The sequence below is a fragment of the Xanthomonas hortorum genome, assembly GCF_040279205.1.
In the GTDB taxonomy this organism is placed as follows: domain Bacteria; phylum Pseudomonadota; class Gammaproteobacteria; order Xanthomonadales; family Xanthomonadaceae; genus Xanthomonas; species Xanthomonas hortorum_F.
On sequence record NZ_JBEOLS010000087.1, the window covers coordinates 1 to 13,648 of the forward strand.

11 protein-coding genes and 2 pseudogenes are annotated in these 13,648 nt (G+C 60.6%); 5 read left to right on the plus strand and 8 right to left on the minus strand.

Features of this window, described 5'->3' with window-relative positions:
• Nucleotides 1–319 precede the first annotated feature (319 nt).
• Nucleotides 320–531, plus strand: a pseudogene (locus ABS769_RS22765) (hypothetical protein); the annotation flags it as partial.
• 717 nt (nt 532–1,248) lie between these two features.
• On the opposite strand, the gene ABS769_RS21210 reads toward ABS769_RS22765, so the two are convergent.
• The 7 genes from ABS769_RS21210 to ABS769_RS21240 all read right to left on the minus strand — a co-directional run bounded on the left by ABS769_RS21210 (nt 1,249) and on the right by ABS769_RS21240 (nt 9,369).
• A complete protein-coding gene (locus ABS769_RS21210) occupies nt 1,249–2,877 on the minus strand; it encodes a TldD/PmbA family protein (RefSeq protein ID WP_317062974.1) in 1,629 nt (542 codons plus the stop codon).
• A gap of 540 nt (nt 2,878–3,417) precedes the next feature.
• Entirely contained in the window at nt 3,418–3,672 is a 255-nt protein-coding gene (locus ABS769_RS21215) for a DUF2164 domain-containing protein (protein WP_317062973.1), read from the minus strand.
• A 318-nt stretch (nt 3,673–3,990) separates the two neighbouring features.
• Nucleotides 3,991–4,458: a LuxR family transcriptional regulator gene (locus ABS769_RS21220; RefSeq protein WP_317062975.1), complete on the minus strand. Its 468-nt coding sequence runs from the start codon at nt 4,456–4,458 to the stop codon at nt 3,991–3,993.
• Between the two features lie 309 nt (nt 4,459–4,767).
• Nucleotides 4,768–5,784: a class 1 fructose-bisphosphatase gene (locus tag ABS769_RS21225; protein ID WP_317062972.1), complete on the minus strand. Its 1,017-nt coding sequence runs from the start codon at nt 5,782–5,784 to the stop codon at nt 4,768–4,770.
• A 418-nt stretch (nt 5,785–6,202) separates the two neighbouring features.
• Complete coding sequence (locus ABS769_RS21230; RefSeq protein WP_317062971.1) at nt 6,203–7,189, minus strand: hypothetical protein; 987 nt, start codon at nt 7,187–7,189, stop codon at nt 6,203–6,205.
• Nucleotides 7,190–7,193: 4 nt separating this feature from the next.
• Nucleotides 7,194–8,045 carry a hypothetical protein gene (locus tag ABS769_RS21235; protein ID WP_268213590.1) on the minus strand — a complete coding sequence of 284 codons (852 nt, stop codon included), beginning with the start codon at nt 8,043–8,045 and terminating at the stop codon, nt 7,194–7,196.
• Between the two features lie 121 nt (nt 8,046–8,166).
• A complete protein-coding gene (locus ABS769_RS21240) occupies nt 8,167–9,369 on the minus strand; it encodes an amino acid aminotransferase (protein ID WP_317062970.1) in 1,203 nt (400 codons plus the stop codon).
• Between the two features lie 157 nt (nt 9,370–9,526).
• On the opposite strand from ABS769_RS21240, the gene ABS769_RS21245 reads away from it, so the two are divergent.
• From ABS769_RS21245 to ABS769_RS21260, 4 genes are all read left to right on the plus strand, one after another.
• Nucleotides 9,527–11,662, plus strand: coding sequence for a TonB-dependent receptor family protein (locus ABS769_RS21245; protein ID WP_350498279.1), 2,136 nt, complete (start codon nt 9,527–9,529; stop codon nt 11,660–11,662).
• A gap of 148 nt (nt 11,663–11,810) precedes the next feature.
• Nucleotides 11,811–12,110, plus strand: a complete 300-nt coding sequence (locus ABS769_RS21250; protein ID WP_317062968.1) for a hypothetical protein — start codon at nt 11,811–11,813, stop codon at nt 12,108–12,110.
• Nucleotides 12,111–12,237: 127 nt separating this feature from the next.
• Nucleotides 12,238–12,618: a cupin domain-containing protein gene (locus ABS769_RS21255; RefSeq protein ID WP_006450226.1), complete on the plus strand. Its 381-nt coding sequence runs from the start codon at nt 12,238–12,240 to the stop codon at nt 12,616–12,618.
• 341 nt (nt 12,619–12,959) lie between these two features.
• Entirely contained in the window at nt 12,960–13,451 is a 492-nt protein-coding gene (locus ABS769_RS21260; RefSeq protein WP_317062967.1) for a hypothetical protein, read from the plus strand.
• A gap of 79 nt (nt 13,452–13,530) precedes the next feature.
• Here ABS769_RS21260 and ABS769_RS21265 read toward each other — a convergent pair.
• A pseudogene (locus tag ABS769_RS21265) lies at nt 13,531–13,648 on the minus strand (IS5-like element ISCARN85 family transposase); the annotation flags it as partial.

The following is a 13,648-nucleotide window of genomic DNA, read 5'->3' on the forward strand; positions in this document are numbered from 1 at the left end:
TTATCGTTTCGAGTGTCACCTCGGGCAACTGTTCGGGCGAATCAAGGGAGAATCCGGCGTGGGTACCAAGCTACACGGCGATCGCTGAGATCCAGGCTCTCACGGTGGCCCACGCCGGCTCTCGACACCTAATCTGCCAGATTGCGAACAGATAAAGCTCTTACGCGGCATCCATGCCGCGTAAGGTCCCGCGACGGTGGGCGGGCAAGGACCAGTGGAGATGGTCGGTGTGCATGGTGCAAGCAGTGCATGACTTGCGTCGTTTGAGTAACGGCGCGCCCGATCAGCTTTGCAACGCAGCGCGATCAGTAGGCAGGCTTTCAACAAAACAACCTACAAACTTTCTGGTGCGGTGCCCTTACCGATTGCGGGACCGTGTGGCGGCATGGATGCCGCCACCGAGCCTACATGGACGTACTTGCGGCGTGTCCCGCGAGCGGTGAGGGCACCGCGCGCTCGACTCACCATGCTTTTGACCTACAGCGTTTGAATGCATCTAAACAACATAAGTCGATATCTTTGTTGCTGTGAGCTGATTGAACGATGTAAGGGCTTCAGCGGCAGAGCGATAGGGCTGCAACTCCGCTGCAGGGCCCTTGCCCGCCCACCCTCGCGGGACACGCCACAAGTACGTCCGTGTAGGCTCTTACGCGGCATCCATGCCGCGTAAGGTCCCGCGACGGTGGGCGGGCAAGGACCAGTCGAGATGGTCGGTGTGCATGGTTGCAAGCAAGGCATGACATGCGCTGTCTGGATAACTGCGCGTCCGATCAGCTTCGCAATGCAACGAGATCAACATGCAGGCTTTCAACAAAGTAACCGGCTCACTTTCTGGTGCGGTGTCCTCGCCGATTGCGGGACCGTGTGGCGGCATGGATGCCGCCACCGAGCCTACAAGGACGGACTTGCGGCGTGTCCCGCGAGCGGTGAGGGCACCGCGCACTCGACTCACCATGCTTTTGACCTACAGCGTTTGAATGCATCTAAACAACATAACTCGATATCTTTGTTGCTGTGAGCTGATTGAACGATGTAGACGCTTCAGCGGCAGAGCGATAGGGCTGCAACTTCGCTGCAGGGCCCTTGCCCGCCCACCATCGCGGGACACGCCGCAAGTACGTCCATGTAGGCTCTTACGCGGCATCCATGCCGCGTAAGGTCCCGCGACGGTGGGCGGGCAAGGACCAGTCGAGATGGTCGGTGCGCATGACTTTCAGCAAAGCAACTACCAACGTTTGTTAGCCACTCTCAGCCCAACGAACGCGCGGTATTGATCACGTTGATGCCATCGAAGCGCGCGGTGGATGATCCATGCGACACCGCCGATACCTGGCTGGGTTGGCCCTTGCCATCGAAGAACGAGCCGCCCAAACGGAAGTCGCGTTGATCGCAGACTGCGCTGCAGGCATTCCAGAATTCCGGCGTGCGGATTTGATAGGCGCCGTCTTCCACCAGCCGCGTGACCTGGCCGTTCTCGATCTCGTAGAACAACTGCCCGCCGAACTGCGCGTTGTAGCGCTGCTGGTCGATCGAATACGAACCGCGCCCGTGGATATACAACCCGCGCTCCACGTTCTTGATCATTTCGGCAACGCCAAGTGGTTGTTTGCCTGCGGCCAGCGACACATTGGGCATGCGCTGGAACTGCACGCTGGACCAGGAGTCGGCATAGCTGCAGCCATCGGAGGCGGTCTTGCCTAGCAGATGCGCCTGATCGCGCGTGCATTGGTAATCGACCAGGATGCCGTCTTTCACCAGCTCCCACTGTTTGCTCTTGACGCCCTCATCGTCGTACCCCACTGCGCCCAGGCTGCCGGGCTGGGTGCGGTCGGCGACGAAGGTCACCGCATCGCTGCCCCAGCGGAAACCGGCATCGCGCTTGTCCAGCGTGGCAAAACTGGTGCCGGCGTAATTGGCCTCGTAGCCGAGCACGCGATCGAGCTCGAGCGGGTGGCCCACCGACTCGTGGATGGTGAGAAACAGATTGCTCGGGTCGATCACCAGATCGTATTTGCCGGCCTTCACCGACGGTGCGGTGAGTTTGGCGCGTGCCTGCTTGGCGGCGGCGATCGCATCTTCGCGCGCGTCGTAACTGTGGCCGTAGCCGATGAGTCCGCCAGGTAACCGGTGCTTCTGGCTGGCATCGCCATCCAGATATTCGTAGCCCATGCCCATTGGCGACGACAGCCCGTCGCGGGTGCGGAACTTGCCGCTGGCCTTGTCCACTGCGGTGACGGTAAACGGCAACCACAACCGATGCACGTCCTGATCGATATAGGAGCCGTCGCTGCTTGCGAAATACTTCTGCTCGTTGATCGCAAACATGCGCGAGGCCACAAACGTCGCACCGGCAGTGAGCGCGGCCGCGTTGACGTCCATCAGCAGCGCTACCTTTTCCTGCAGCGGCACTTCCATCGCGTTCTTCTTGATCGGGGTCTTCCAGCTCACCTGCCCGGCTGGGGTCACCGGTGCCAACTGCACCGGCGCACCGCCCAGCCGTGCGTTGGCCTTGGCGATCGCTACCGCCTGGCGCGTGGCAGTGGCCACGCCATCGCTGGTGAGCGTATTGGTGGCCGCAAAGCCCCACGCACCATCGGCCAGCACGCGCACGCCCACACCGCTGGATTCGGCGTTGACCACGTTCTCCACCTGCGCCTCGCGGGTGATCACAAACTGGCGCAAATAGCGGCCTACGCGCACATCGCAGTAGCTGGCACCAGCCGCCTTGGCGGTTGTCAACGCGGTATCGGACAAGCGCCGGTTGCGCGCCGCATCCACCGGGGTAAGCAATTGCTCGGCCGCGATCAGGCGCGTGTGCGGCAGCAGCAACCCGGCAGCACCGATGCCGGACAAGGTGAGGAAGGTACGACGGTCCACGGCGGTTCTCCGTTGAAGGCGAGTGGCACGACTCCCCGCCGCGCCAGCCCCCGAGACTCGCCCGTGCAGGCGACGATGGTCAAGTGCTCCAAGACATGGCGCCGCTAGTGGCCTTGCAACGCAGGTCACGCGGCGATGGAGCGCAGCGCCGGTCAGCGCCATCAACTGCGACATGGCCGAAGCGAGCGCATCCAGCGTCTGATCGATGTCGTGCAACAGCATGACGCGCGACGCGCTGCCATCGCGACGGATCAGCGTCAACGCATGGGGTGCGTGTCGCCCGCTGACTGGTACGCGCTGCCAATGCCGGCATGCTCCCGGCGTCGGCGCGCAGACGCTGGGATCTAAACAATCTCCGGCGTCATGGCCCGACGCGTTGCCCGCAACGAAAGCACCCCAGCGAGGCCTTCAGATCGCAGTGCCGTTCCGCAGTCGCTGGCCCACACCCTAACCCGGCATTCCTCCGATCGATGGGCATGTTGAGCCTACTCGCTATAGAGAATTAGAACTTCTCAGTGCTGCGGCAGGTAAGGTGACGGATCACTTTCTGAAGTCGGTAGGACGTTCCAACTGGTAGATCGCCTCACCCAGGTCATCCAGCTTGCTGGCAACGATGGCCTGCGCATCGTACACACCACGGTTATAGAAGTACGTTCCGACTTCCTCGGCAAAGAAATCGAGCAGGAATTCCGCATCGAAGCGTCCGATCTGTTGCTTCAGTTCTTCGCTGAAATACACCTGGATCTTGCGCGTGATTGCTGCCCGTTCGCCTTCGGTGAATTTGATGTCGGTCATGGAGGCTCTGATGGGCTCACTACGCTATTCTAGACAATCTAGGTCACAACACAGGCGATAGGGTGCGATCTCTAGTTGTTGCAACAAGATAAATCCACAGCTCGATCGAATCATTGGCCGGCCGTAACTCGATATGGCGAATGTACGTTGCATTGACTGGACTTGTTCCGAGGAACTGTTCGACAGACTTGTTGCGCCGTAACGTGGCTGGAATATCAACCGGCAAAAGATGTCGCATACAGGCTCCTTGCCTTCAAAATGCCGCTGCCCCCCAAGTAAATCGAGCCGCGCCGCCATGCGGCGTCGGCTCGCCAGTGTTCACTTGGACTGACTTGCCGCGCGTTTGAAATACGCCGTGCGCATCATCGGGTTGCCGTCCTTGAAGTACGCTTCAATCTCGGTCATGACCTTGCCGTCGGCGCTGACCGTATAGGTGCGTGTGGACGCGGGGACGCCTTGATACATCAACTGCATGACCAGCACGCCTGGCTCGGGCATTTTGACGGCGGCACGATCGACCAGGTAAGTGCCGGATGCCTTACCCGGCGTGCCGTCCAGCAGCAGCGTGGATTGTGCCTGCAGCGTCTTGTTGTCGTGTTCGATGATCTCGGCGCTGGTTGCCCACTTGTTGCCTGGAACCTGTTTGAACTCCAGGACGACACGTTTGGGTCGTACCGCTGCTGGCATCGGGAGGCTGCTGGTATCCAGTAGCCAGGTTCCGACCAGTGGCGATGGCGCGGTTGATGCGGAGAAGGCGGGTGTGGCTTGCAACATGACGGCAGCCACCAGTGCAACGCATGCGGTCTTCATGAGAATTCCCTTATCGATATGTGATCCCTGCGGGCAGTCAGGCGACTGCTTGCAAGGCATTGCGCGTAGAGATCGACTTCCCGTAGACCGTCCCACTCCGGCCCGAGGGCGATACTCCCCGCTGCCCGGTGGTGAGTCAACTCACGGCACGAGGTGGCCGTTGGCGCAGGTCTCGCGTTCCAGCGCATCGCCAGCGGCCCAATCAGCATGCGTTCCATAAAAAGACACCCGCACTGGGCGGGTGTCTTGCATCAATCAACGTTACCTGTCGCGTGAACCAAAACCTCAGCCCTGCGCCTTATCCGCATCCAGGTGATACCGCGTCGCCTCAGCCACCTCATTCTTCGACCCCAGGAACACCGGCACACGCTGATGCAGTTGCGTCGGTTGAATATCCAGAATGCGCTCGCGCCCCGTGGTGGCTGCGCCGCCGGCTTGTTCCACCAGCATGCTCATCGGGTTGGCTTCGTACATCAGGCGCAGCTTGCCGGGCTTGGATGCGTCCTTCTTGTCCCACGGGTAGATGAAGATGCCGCCGCGGGTGAGGATGCGGTGCACGTCGGCGACCATGCTGGCGATCCAGCGCATGTTGAAGTCCTTGCCGCGCGTGCCGTCCTTGCCGGCGAGCAGGTCGCCCACGTAGGCCTGCATGGCCGGTTCCCAGTGGCGCTGGTTGGACATGTTGATGGCGTACTCGGCGGTGTCCTCGGGCACGCGCATGTTGGCCTGGGTCAGCAGGAAGCTGCCTTCCTCGCGCTCCAGGGTGAAGGCGTGGGTGCCGTGGCCGAGCGTGAGCACCAGCATGGTGCTGGGGCCGTAGATGCAATAGCCGGCGGCGACCTGCTTGGTGCCCGGCTGCAGGAAGTGTTCGTCGCCGGGCTTGTCGGTGCCCTCGGGGGCGCGCAGCACCGAGAAGATGGTGCCCACCGAGACGTTGACGTCGATATTGGAGCTGCCATCGAGCGGGTCGAACAGCAGCAGGAAGTCGCCGCTGGGGTACTGGTCGGGCACCGGTTGGCTGTGGTCCATTTCTTCGGACGCGCACGCGGCCAGGTGGCCACCCCAGGCGTTGGCTTCGAGCAGGATGTCGTTGCTCAGTACGTCCAGCTTCTTCTGCGCCTCACCCTGCACGTTGCCGGTGCCGGCATCGCCAAGCACGCCGCCCAGGGCGCCCTTGCTCACGGCGATGGAAATGCGCTTGCAGGCGCGCGAGACGATGGTGATCAGCTGGCGCAATTCCGCATCGATACGGCCGGCGTGTTGCTCTTCGATCAGGAAGCGGGTCAGCGAGGGACGAGTCATGAAAGATGTGTGTCTTCGAGTCGGTGGTTTGAGTATAGCGAACCCGGAAATAGAGCGTTACGAAGACAGCAATCCATGGCATAACATAGGCGACGTAGGGTAAAGCGAGGCGCGTTGACCGTCACTCCGGCACCGACACACCTGGATCATTAATGCAGAAATTTCGCGTAAAAAACTACTTGCATTCAAAGAGCATAGTTTTGTTTGCCGACAAAAATGGCAATTACTAGAATCGTAACGGCCGAGATCATTTCAAAGTGCCGGAGCCTGCCTTTCTCTTGAAGGCTTATCAATGCAATGGATGCAATTGAGAAGAAGATAGGTAAAAAATAATAACTATTAAATTGTTTGAACTGGGTGGCCCACAGTGAGGCGAGGGAAAGTAACACCGCTATGACGCAGAGACTATGATTGTTCCTCAATGTTGGTTCTCCTGGTCGTCGCAGTCCTCGGCCTGGGCGGAACTAAGCGTACCATCCTCAAGCGTGGACATGAAAAGTTTTTCATAATTCAATGGTTTGGTCCAGCGGTGCTGCAGATCACCTGCCATGATTGCGGAGGCGCGGATCGACGCTGCACTCAAGCTGGATTCCATCGCCTTAATGGATGTCAATGCCAGGTCCCTGACGCGGTTCTCCGCAATGGAATGCATCGGTGTCCGGGACGGGACATCTTCAAGATAGTAAAAGATTGCCAGGGCCTTGGTCGGGTCCTTCTTGACGACTTGAGATAGCTTTGGCCCAGCTGGCGTAGGGCCACTTTCATAAGCGTGAGCCAGGGCAAGCACTGCATTGACATCACCTTGGTCTGCTAGCTTCCATGCAAAACCTTCTGCTAATTGAGAATATTCCTGAAAAGCTGTCCTGTACTTTACGGTGTCTGAAATACCCAAAAGGGCTGATCCACTGACGTAGCCCTTCATGGCGTTTAGGTTGCCTTTCTGCGCCGCGTCCTTCCATTTATCAACGGCGTCGTTGGAATTTATCGATATGCCAGCGCAGTAATCGGATCGCGAGCTAAGTGCCTCAAAGTAGCCGGCAGCGCCCTGATTTTTTGACTCAATCATTGCTACTACGTCGTCATATTGTCGTAGCAGCAGTAGGCACTTCTCATAAATGATTGCAACATGGCATGCTGCTGAGGCATCCCCCCGTTTGGAGCGCATCTCCATATCGCTTAGAGACATCCTGGCGGGAGCACCATTAATGGGAGCAGTACTGGCATATGGGCCGTTTAACTTCAGCTTGGAGCGTACGTTAAGGGCTTGATTAGGGTGATCTATCGACTTCTGTTCAGGAGGTGAATTTTTTGAGTCGCGGAACAGAAAAAAAAGAAAGAGAGCAGTAGCGCCCGATAAAAACAGCAGGGACTTCCAAGTCCCTGCTGAGTTCCTCGAAAATTTCATGAAATTAATAAGCAACTATATGGCAGATGACGCCATCTTTTGTGCTTATGCAGGTTACACCAGTTCTCGTTCCGGATCCCGTAGGCTGCGAGAAGCTGATGCCATTTCGAATTGCCCAGTTATAGAACTTATCCATGTTTTCTTGACTGTTAGTGAAATCATAAGTGCGTATGCTACCCTCGCCGCCTGAAAATTCAGATTTCTTTGTCGGCACTATGTTGCCGCTAGAGTCGCGCTGGCTGTCCTTCACGCGGTTCCACGACTTTGTCTGACTATCAAATGTATACGTTGCAGTGCTCTTATCGTCAAAAACAAACTTAACAGTCAAACTGACCCCGCCTGGATTGAAGCCAGGAAGGAGAGGAAGGGGGTTTAAAACTTTCGCAGCGTCCCCTGCTCTTTGAAAAAAGTCGGCCTTGGAATTCTCGATTGCGCTGACTACTTGTTGTTCGCGCGACGGGTTGTCTATGACATCGTAGATAGAAGTTGGTCGATTTGAGTCAGCCAGACCTACAGAACTACTGGTTAGTATTCTTTCGCCATATGCGTTAGCTAGAGTACTAACAAATCCAAAAATCTGAGGCTCTACAGTGCCTGAGCTGACATTCTGAACAATAGTTTCACCGTCTGCTTCATAATTCCAGCTATAAATCCCCTTTAGAACAGACTTGGACTGAGGATTTGCAACATAAGCGGGCTGGCGGGCATTTCTATAGTTCCCACTTTCTAAAATCAGTATGTTCCATATCATGGATCTCATTTCTGCTTCTGTACAACCATCGCAGGTCTTAGTTACTGCCATCGCAGGGGATGCGATGAAAAGACAAGATAGAAATAATGATGTTCCGAATCGCATTTTCGTGTCCTTACGTTATTCTATTTTTGAATATTTAATGATTGCTGTGCTGAGGTCAAGTCAGATTTTAGTAAAATCGTGCAAGAAAACTGCGTTAAAACGTGTAAGGAAAGTCCGACACTCAGACCCGGCTGACGGTGGCCACCGCTTGTGCCACGTATTCCAGGTTGCGCTGGCTCAGTGCGGCCACGCAGATGCGGCCGGTGCCGACGGCGTAGATCGCAAACTCGTCGCGCAGGCGGTCGACCTGGGTCCTGGTCAGGCCCGAGTACGAGAACATGCCGGCCTGGCGCTGGATGAAGTCGAACTCCGGCGCGCCCAGCGTGGCGAGCTTGGCGACCAGGCCCGCGCGCAAGGCGTGGATGCGCTCGCGCATTTCGGTGAGTTCCTGCTCCCACAGATCGCGCAGCTCCGGGCTGGTCAGCACGCCGGCCACCAGCGCGGCGCCGTGCGTGGACGGGCTGGAGTAGATCGTGCGGATGATGCGCTTGACCTGCGATTGCACGGCCTTGGCTTCGGCGGCGGTAGCCGAGACCACCGACAACGCGCCCACGCGCTCGCCATACAGCGAGAACGACTTGGAGTAGGAACTGGCGACCACGTAGCTGTCGATGCCTTCGGCGGCCAGCAGGCGCACCGCATACGCATCGGCCTCGATGCCCTTGTCGAAGCCCTGGTAGGCGATGTCGACGAACGGGAACAGGTTGCGTTCCTTCAACATGCCGGCGACCTGCTTCCACTGCTCCTTGGTCAGGTCGGCGCCGGTCGGGTTGTGGCAGCAGGCGTGCAACAGCACTACCGTGCCCGGCTCGAGCTTGGCCAGATCGGCCAGCATGCCGTCGAAATTCAGGCCATGGCTGGCGGCGTCGAAATAGGTGTAGTCCACGACCTCGAAGCCGGCCGCGCCGAACACCGCGCGATGGTTTTCCCAGCTCGGGTTGCTGATGGCGATGGTGGAGGTGGGCAGCAGCTTCTTGAGCAGGTCCGCGCCCACGCGCAACGCGCCGCTGCCGCCGACGGTCTGCGAGGTCGCCACGCGGCCGGAGGCCACCAGCGCCGACTCGGCGCCGAACAGCAGCTCCTGGGTGGCCTTGTCATAGGCGGCCAGGCCGTCGATGGGCAGATAGCCGCGCGGTTTGGCCTCCAGCGCGAGCTGCTGCTCGATCTTGTGCACGGCGCGCAACAGCGGGATGCGCCCGTTTTCGTCGTAATAGATGCCCACGCCCAGGTTGACCTTGTTGGGGCGGCTGTCGGCGTTGTAGGCCTCGGTCAGGCCCAGGATGGGGTCGCCTGGAACCTGTTCCACGTTTGCAAAGAAGGACACGGCATGACTCGCTGAAGGACGAAAGAGTGAGGGACTTCCGGGATGCTCGGCCGCGGCTGGGCCAAACCACTTCATCGTAGCAGCCCATGGCCGGCGTAGCATGCTTCGTTCCGTACGCAACGATGCGGCCACAGTACGGATGAGGGACACTACGCCCATGCCCAGACTTACCTTGTTGGCCGCCGCCTGCGGCCTGTTCGCCACGAGCGCCGCGCCGCTCGCCCTGGCCGCCGACACGGCGCCGTCGTCTACACCGATCCAGCGCTTGCCCACCGTGCAGGTGGACGCCGCGCGCGTGCACGGAGTGGACGACTTCGACCTGCCGGCCTCGTTCACCGTGGTGGCGGCCGACGACGACAACCGCCGCGGCGCGCAGGTATCCGAGCTGCTCGACGGCATCCCCGGCCTGGTGGCGCGCGATCGGCAGAACTACGCGCAAGACACCCAGCTCTCGATCCGCGGCTTCGGCGCGCGCTCCACCTTCGGCGTGCGCGGCGTGCGCCTGCTGGTCGACGGCATCCCGGCCAGCATGCCCGATGGCCAGGGCCAGCTCTCGCACTTCAACGTGCTGGGCGCCGAGCGGGTGGAAGTGCTGCGCGGGCCGTTCTCGGCGCTGTACGGCAACTCTTCGGGCGGGGTGCTGCAGCTGTGGAGCGCCGACGGCAAGCCGGGCGACCCGTGGCGGCTGCGTGCCACCTATGGCAGCAATGCCACTGCCAACGTGGGCGCGCAATTGCTCGGCCAGCAGGGCGCGGTGCACTACAACCTGGCGGCCAATCATTTCGAAACCGATGGTTTTCGCGACCATAGCCGCGCCAAGCGCGATTCGGTCAACGCCAAGCTCGGTTTCGATCTGGCCGAGGGCCGTCGGCTGGACCTGGTGCTCAATTACCTGGACGCACCGGATGCGCAGGACCCGCTCGGGCTGACCCGCGCCCAGTTCAACGCCGACCCGGCGCAGGCCACGGCGGTGGCGACCCAGTTCAATACCCGCAAATCGGTGCGCCAGTCGCAGGCCGGCGCGATCTTCACCCAGCAATTCGATAGCCAGACGCTGCGCTTGATGGCCTACGGCGGGCAGCGCAGCGTGGAGCAGTTCCTGGCGATCCCGGTGGCGGTGCAACGCAATCCGCTGCATTCGGGCGGGCTGATCGATCTGGACAGCAATTACGAAGGTGCCGATGCACGTTGGGCCTGGCAAGGCGACGCGTTGGGCCGGCCGCTGCAGCTGACCGTGGGCGCCAATGTCGATCGCCAGCGTCAGCACCGCACCGGTTACGAAAACTTCGTCGGCGACACGCTCGGCATCAAAGGTGCGCTGCGCCGCAATCAGCGCGATCAGGTCGAGAACGTGGACCAGTTCGCACAGCTGTGGTGGCAATGGAGCGAGCGCTGGTCCGCCTTGCTGGGCGTGCGGCATAGCGAGGTGCGCTTCGACTCGGACGACCATTACATCATCGGCCGCAATCCCGACGACAGCGGACAGCGCGATTATTCGGCGACCACGCCGGTGGCCGGCATCGTGTTCCGTGCCGCCGACGACCTACGCTTTTACGCTTCGGTCGGGCGCGGTTTCGAAACGCCCACCTTCAACGAGTTGGGCTATCGCAACGATGGCGGCGCCGGCCTGGCGCTGGATCTGGGCGCGGCGACAAGCCGCAACTATGAAGTCGGCAGCAAGTGGCGCGCGCAAAGCGGTGCAGCGGTGGAATTCGCCTTGTTCCGCGCCGACACCGACGACGAACTGGCGGTGGCCAGCAACACCAATGGCCGCAGCACCTATCGCAACATCGGCGCCACCCGCCGCCAGGGCGCGGAGCTGAGCTGGAATCAACCGGTGGGCGACACCCAGCAGTTGCAGTTGGCCTATACCTTCGTCGATGCCAGCGTGCGCGATGGCTATCTCACCTGCGCCAGCAGCGGCTGCGCCACACCCACCGCGCCAGTGGCCAGCGGCGCGCGCCTGCCGGGTGTACCGCGTCAGCAGTTGTTCGCACGTTGGCAGTGGCAGCCGATGCAATGGCAGTTCGCCGCCGAAACGGTGGCCTCCGACGCCACCGTGGTCAACGACCTGGCTACCGAACGCGCACCGGGCTATGCGCTGGTCAATCTGGAAGCCTCCAGGCGCTGGACCACCACGCTGGGCGGGCTGCGTACCTTCGTCCGCATCGACAACGCGTTGGATCGGCAATACGTGGGTTCGGTGATCGTCAACGACGGCAACGGGCGCTATTACGAGCCGGGTCCGGACCGCACCTATACGGTGGGGCTGCAGTGGGATTTCGGAGGCTGAGCTACCCGCAGGCGGCACGCGTCCAACAACGCGCCGCTGCCCCGTAGGAGCGCACCAGGGCGCGACGAAGCCTTCCCGATAACACGCGCGTCGCCACGCAACGGCCACAGCAACGCATGGGCATCTCCAACACCACCCCAGGCCACACATGATCGTCATCGATCACGCCCCCGCAGACTGGTTTCTCCTGCACGAGGACAACCGCTACTGGCTGGACATCAACTGCACGATCTCGGCCACCTGCTTCTCGCTCCTGCTGGCATTGAACGCAACCGAGCAGGCCGATGTGCTGGCAGACGGGCATGCCGCCTGCGCACGGCTGGCCGCGCAGGTGCAATGGCGGCCGTACGACTTTGCCGCGCGTGATGTCAGCGCCAGTCACGGCGCGCAGGTCACCGCGGCCGTGCAGGCGTGGCGCGCGGCAGACACCGGCACCGCGCGTGCATGAGCGCGCATCGCGTCGGGCAAACCGCTCGCGTTGTTCGCCGCGCGTCGCTGCAAGGCGCCGCGTTGATGCAGCGGTGACTGCCGGCAATGCGATGCACTAAGCTTGCAGGCGCATTCCCCGCACAAGGATGTTTCCGTTGAACACGCGCTACGCCCCGATCGATTTCAGCGACAAGCTCGCGCTGCTGTCGCAGCACTGGTCGCCACGTGTGGTGGCGGAAATGAACGACTACCAGTTCAAGCTGGTCAAGCTGCAAGGCGCCTTCGTGTGGCACCAGCATGCGGACACGGACGAGGTGTTTATCGTGCTGGACGGCAACATGTCGATCGAGTTTCGCGATGGTGTGGTGGCGCTGTCGGCCGGGCAGATGCATGTGGTGCCCAAGGGTGTCGAACACCGGCCAGTGGCGGAGCAGGAATGCAGCGTGTTGCTGGTTGAGCCGCGCGGCGTGGTCAACACCGGCGATGCGGGTGGTGCGTACACGGCTGACAACGACGTCTGGATTTGATTGTTGTGCGGTGCGTGCGTGTGGGTGTGGAGCGGCTGATCTGCCGATTTGCTGCAGGGTCCTTGCCCGCCCACCATCGCGGGACACGCTGCAAGTACGTCCTTGTAAGCTCTTACGCGGCATCCATGCCGCGTAAGGTCCCGCGACGGTGGGCGGGCAAGGACCAGTGGAGATGGTCGGTGTGCTTGGTTGTGATTAGTGCATGCCTGTGAGTTGCATGGCACGCAACCAGCTCTGCATGACACCTATCATTGCAACCACTGAGTGGCACGACATCGCTGCAGTGCCTGCAGCTAGCCGGTTGTGAGGTGCGTGCTACGCTCGGTCCTCTCGCACAATGCATGGAGCACGTGATGAAGTTCTTGGCAGCAATGTCGATTGCGGTGTTTGGCACGAACAGCCTGTTGGCCAGTGCCGCTACGCCTGCGGAACAGGGCGGTTTGCGTGTGACGCGCACCTATCCGACAAACAGTCCGGCGGTGGCGCAAGTGTATCGCTGGTTGCTGGAGCAGCCGTCCAGGCTAAAGCTTCCGGCAAGCGCTTCCGCATTAGGCCAGGTGCGGACCAGCTACTTCACGCACGCGCCAGGAGCGGATCGGCGCACGGATCTGACCAGCACAAAGGTTGCCTTCCCTGTGCGTGGCCATGGCGGCGATGAGGTCGGCATCGATGCCTGTGGCGCCGGTATTCGCTATCAATGGAAGTACCGATGGATGTCGTCGTCGGCAAACGCCGGTTGGCGGTTGCTGGATTACCAATTCAAGCAGGTGCAAGACTGTGATGCCGCCATGGCGGATCCCGGGTTCGTCAAGCCGGCCGCACCGCGCGGCTGAGGTGAGCGTGTATAGCGCTTGCGGCCCATCGTGTCGCACGTTGCAAGGCTACACGCAGCAAGCCTGGCACTAGGGCCTGTTAACACATCCGAAGCCCATCAACGACTAGGACGAAGCTGAGGAATCCAAGGAACATGACATCCAGCTTGTCGAAGCGCGAGAAAATCCGGCGGTAGCCTTTCAAGCGACGGAACAGT

What these genes read in the sequence shown, in the direction of transcription:
- ABS769_RS21250 (WP_317062968.1), top strand. Translation starts at nt 11,811, where the DNA reads ATGATCGTCATCGATCACGCCCCCGCAGACTGGTTTCTCCTGCACGAG.
- ABS769_RS21260 (WP_317062967.1), top strand. Translation starts at nt 12,960, where the DNA reads ATGGAGCACGTGATGAAGTTCTTGGCAGCAATGTCGATTGCGGTGTTT.
- ABS769_RS21245 (WP_350498279.1), top strand. Translation starts at nt 9,527, where the DNA reads ATGCCCAGACTTACCTTGTTGGCCGCCGCCTGCGGCCTGTTCGCCACG.
- ABS769_RS21255 (WP_006450226.1), top strand. Translation starts at nt 12,238, where the DNA reads ATGTTTCCGTTGAACACGCGCTACGCCCCGATCGATTTCAGCGACAAG.
- ABS769_RS21230 (WP_317062971.1), bottom strand. Translation starts at nt 7,189, where the DNA reads ATGAAATTTTCGAGGAACTCAGCAGGGACTTGGAAGTCCCTGCTGTTT.
- ABS769_RS21215 (WP_317062973.1), bottom strand. Translation starts at nt 3,672, where the DNA reads ATGACCGACATCAAATTCACCGAAGGCGAACGGGCAGCAATCACGCGC.
- ABS769_RS21235 (WP_268213590.1), bottom strand. Translation starts at nt 8,045, where the DNA reads ATGCGATTCGGAACATCATTATTTCTATCTTGTCTTTTCATCGCATCC.
- ABS769_RS21225 (WP_317062972.1), bottom strand. Translation starts at nt 5,784, where the DNA reads ATGACTCGTCCCTCGCTGACCCGCTTCCTGATCGAAGAGCAACACGCC.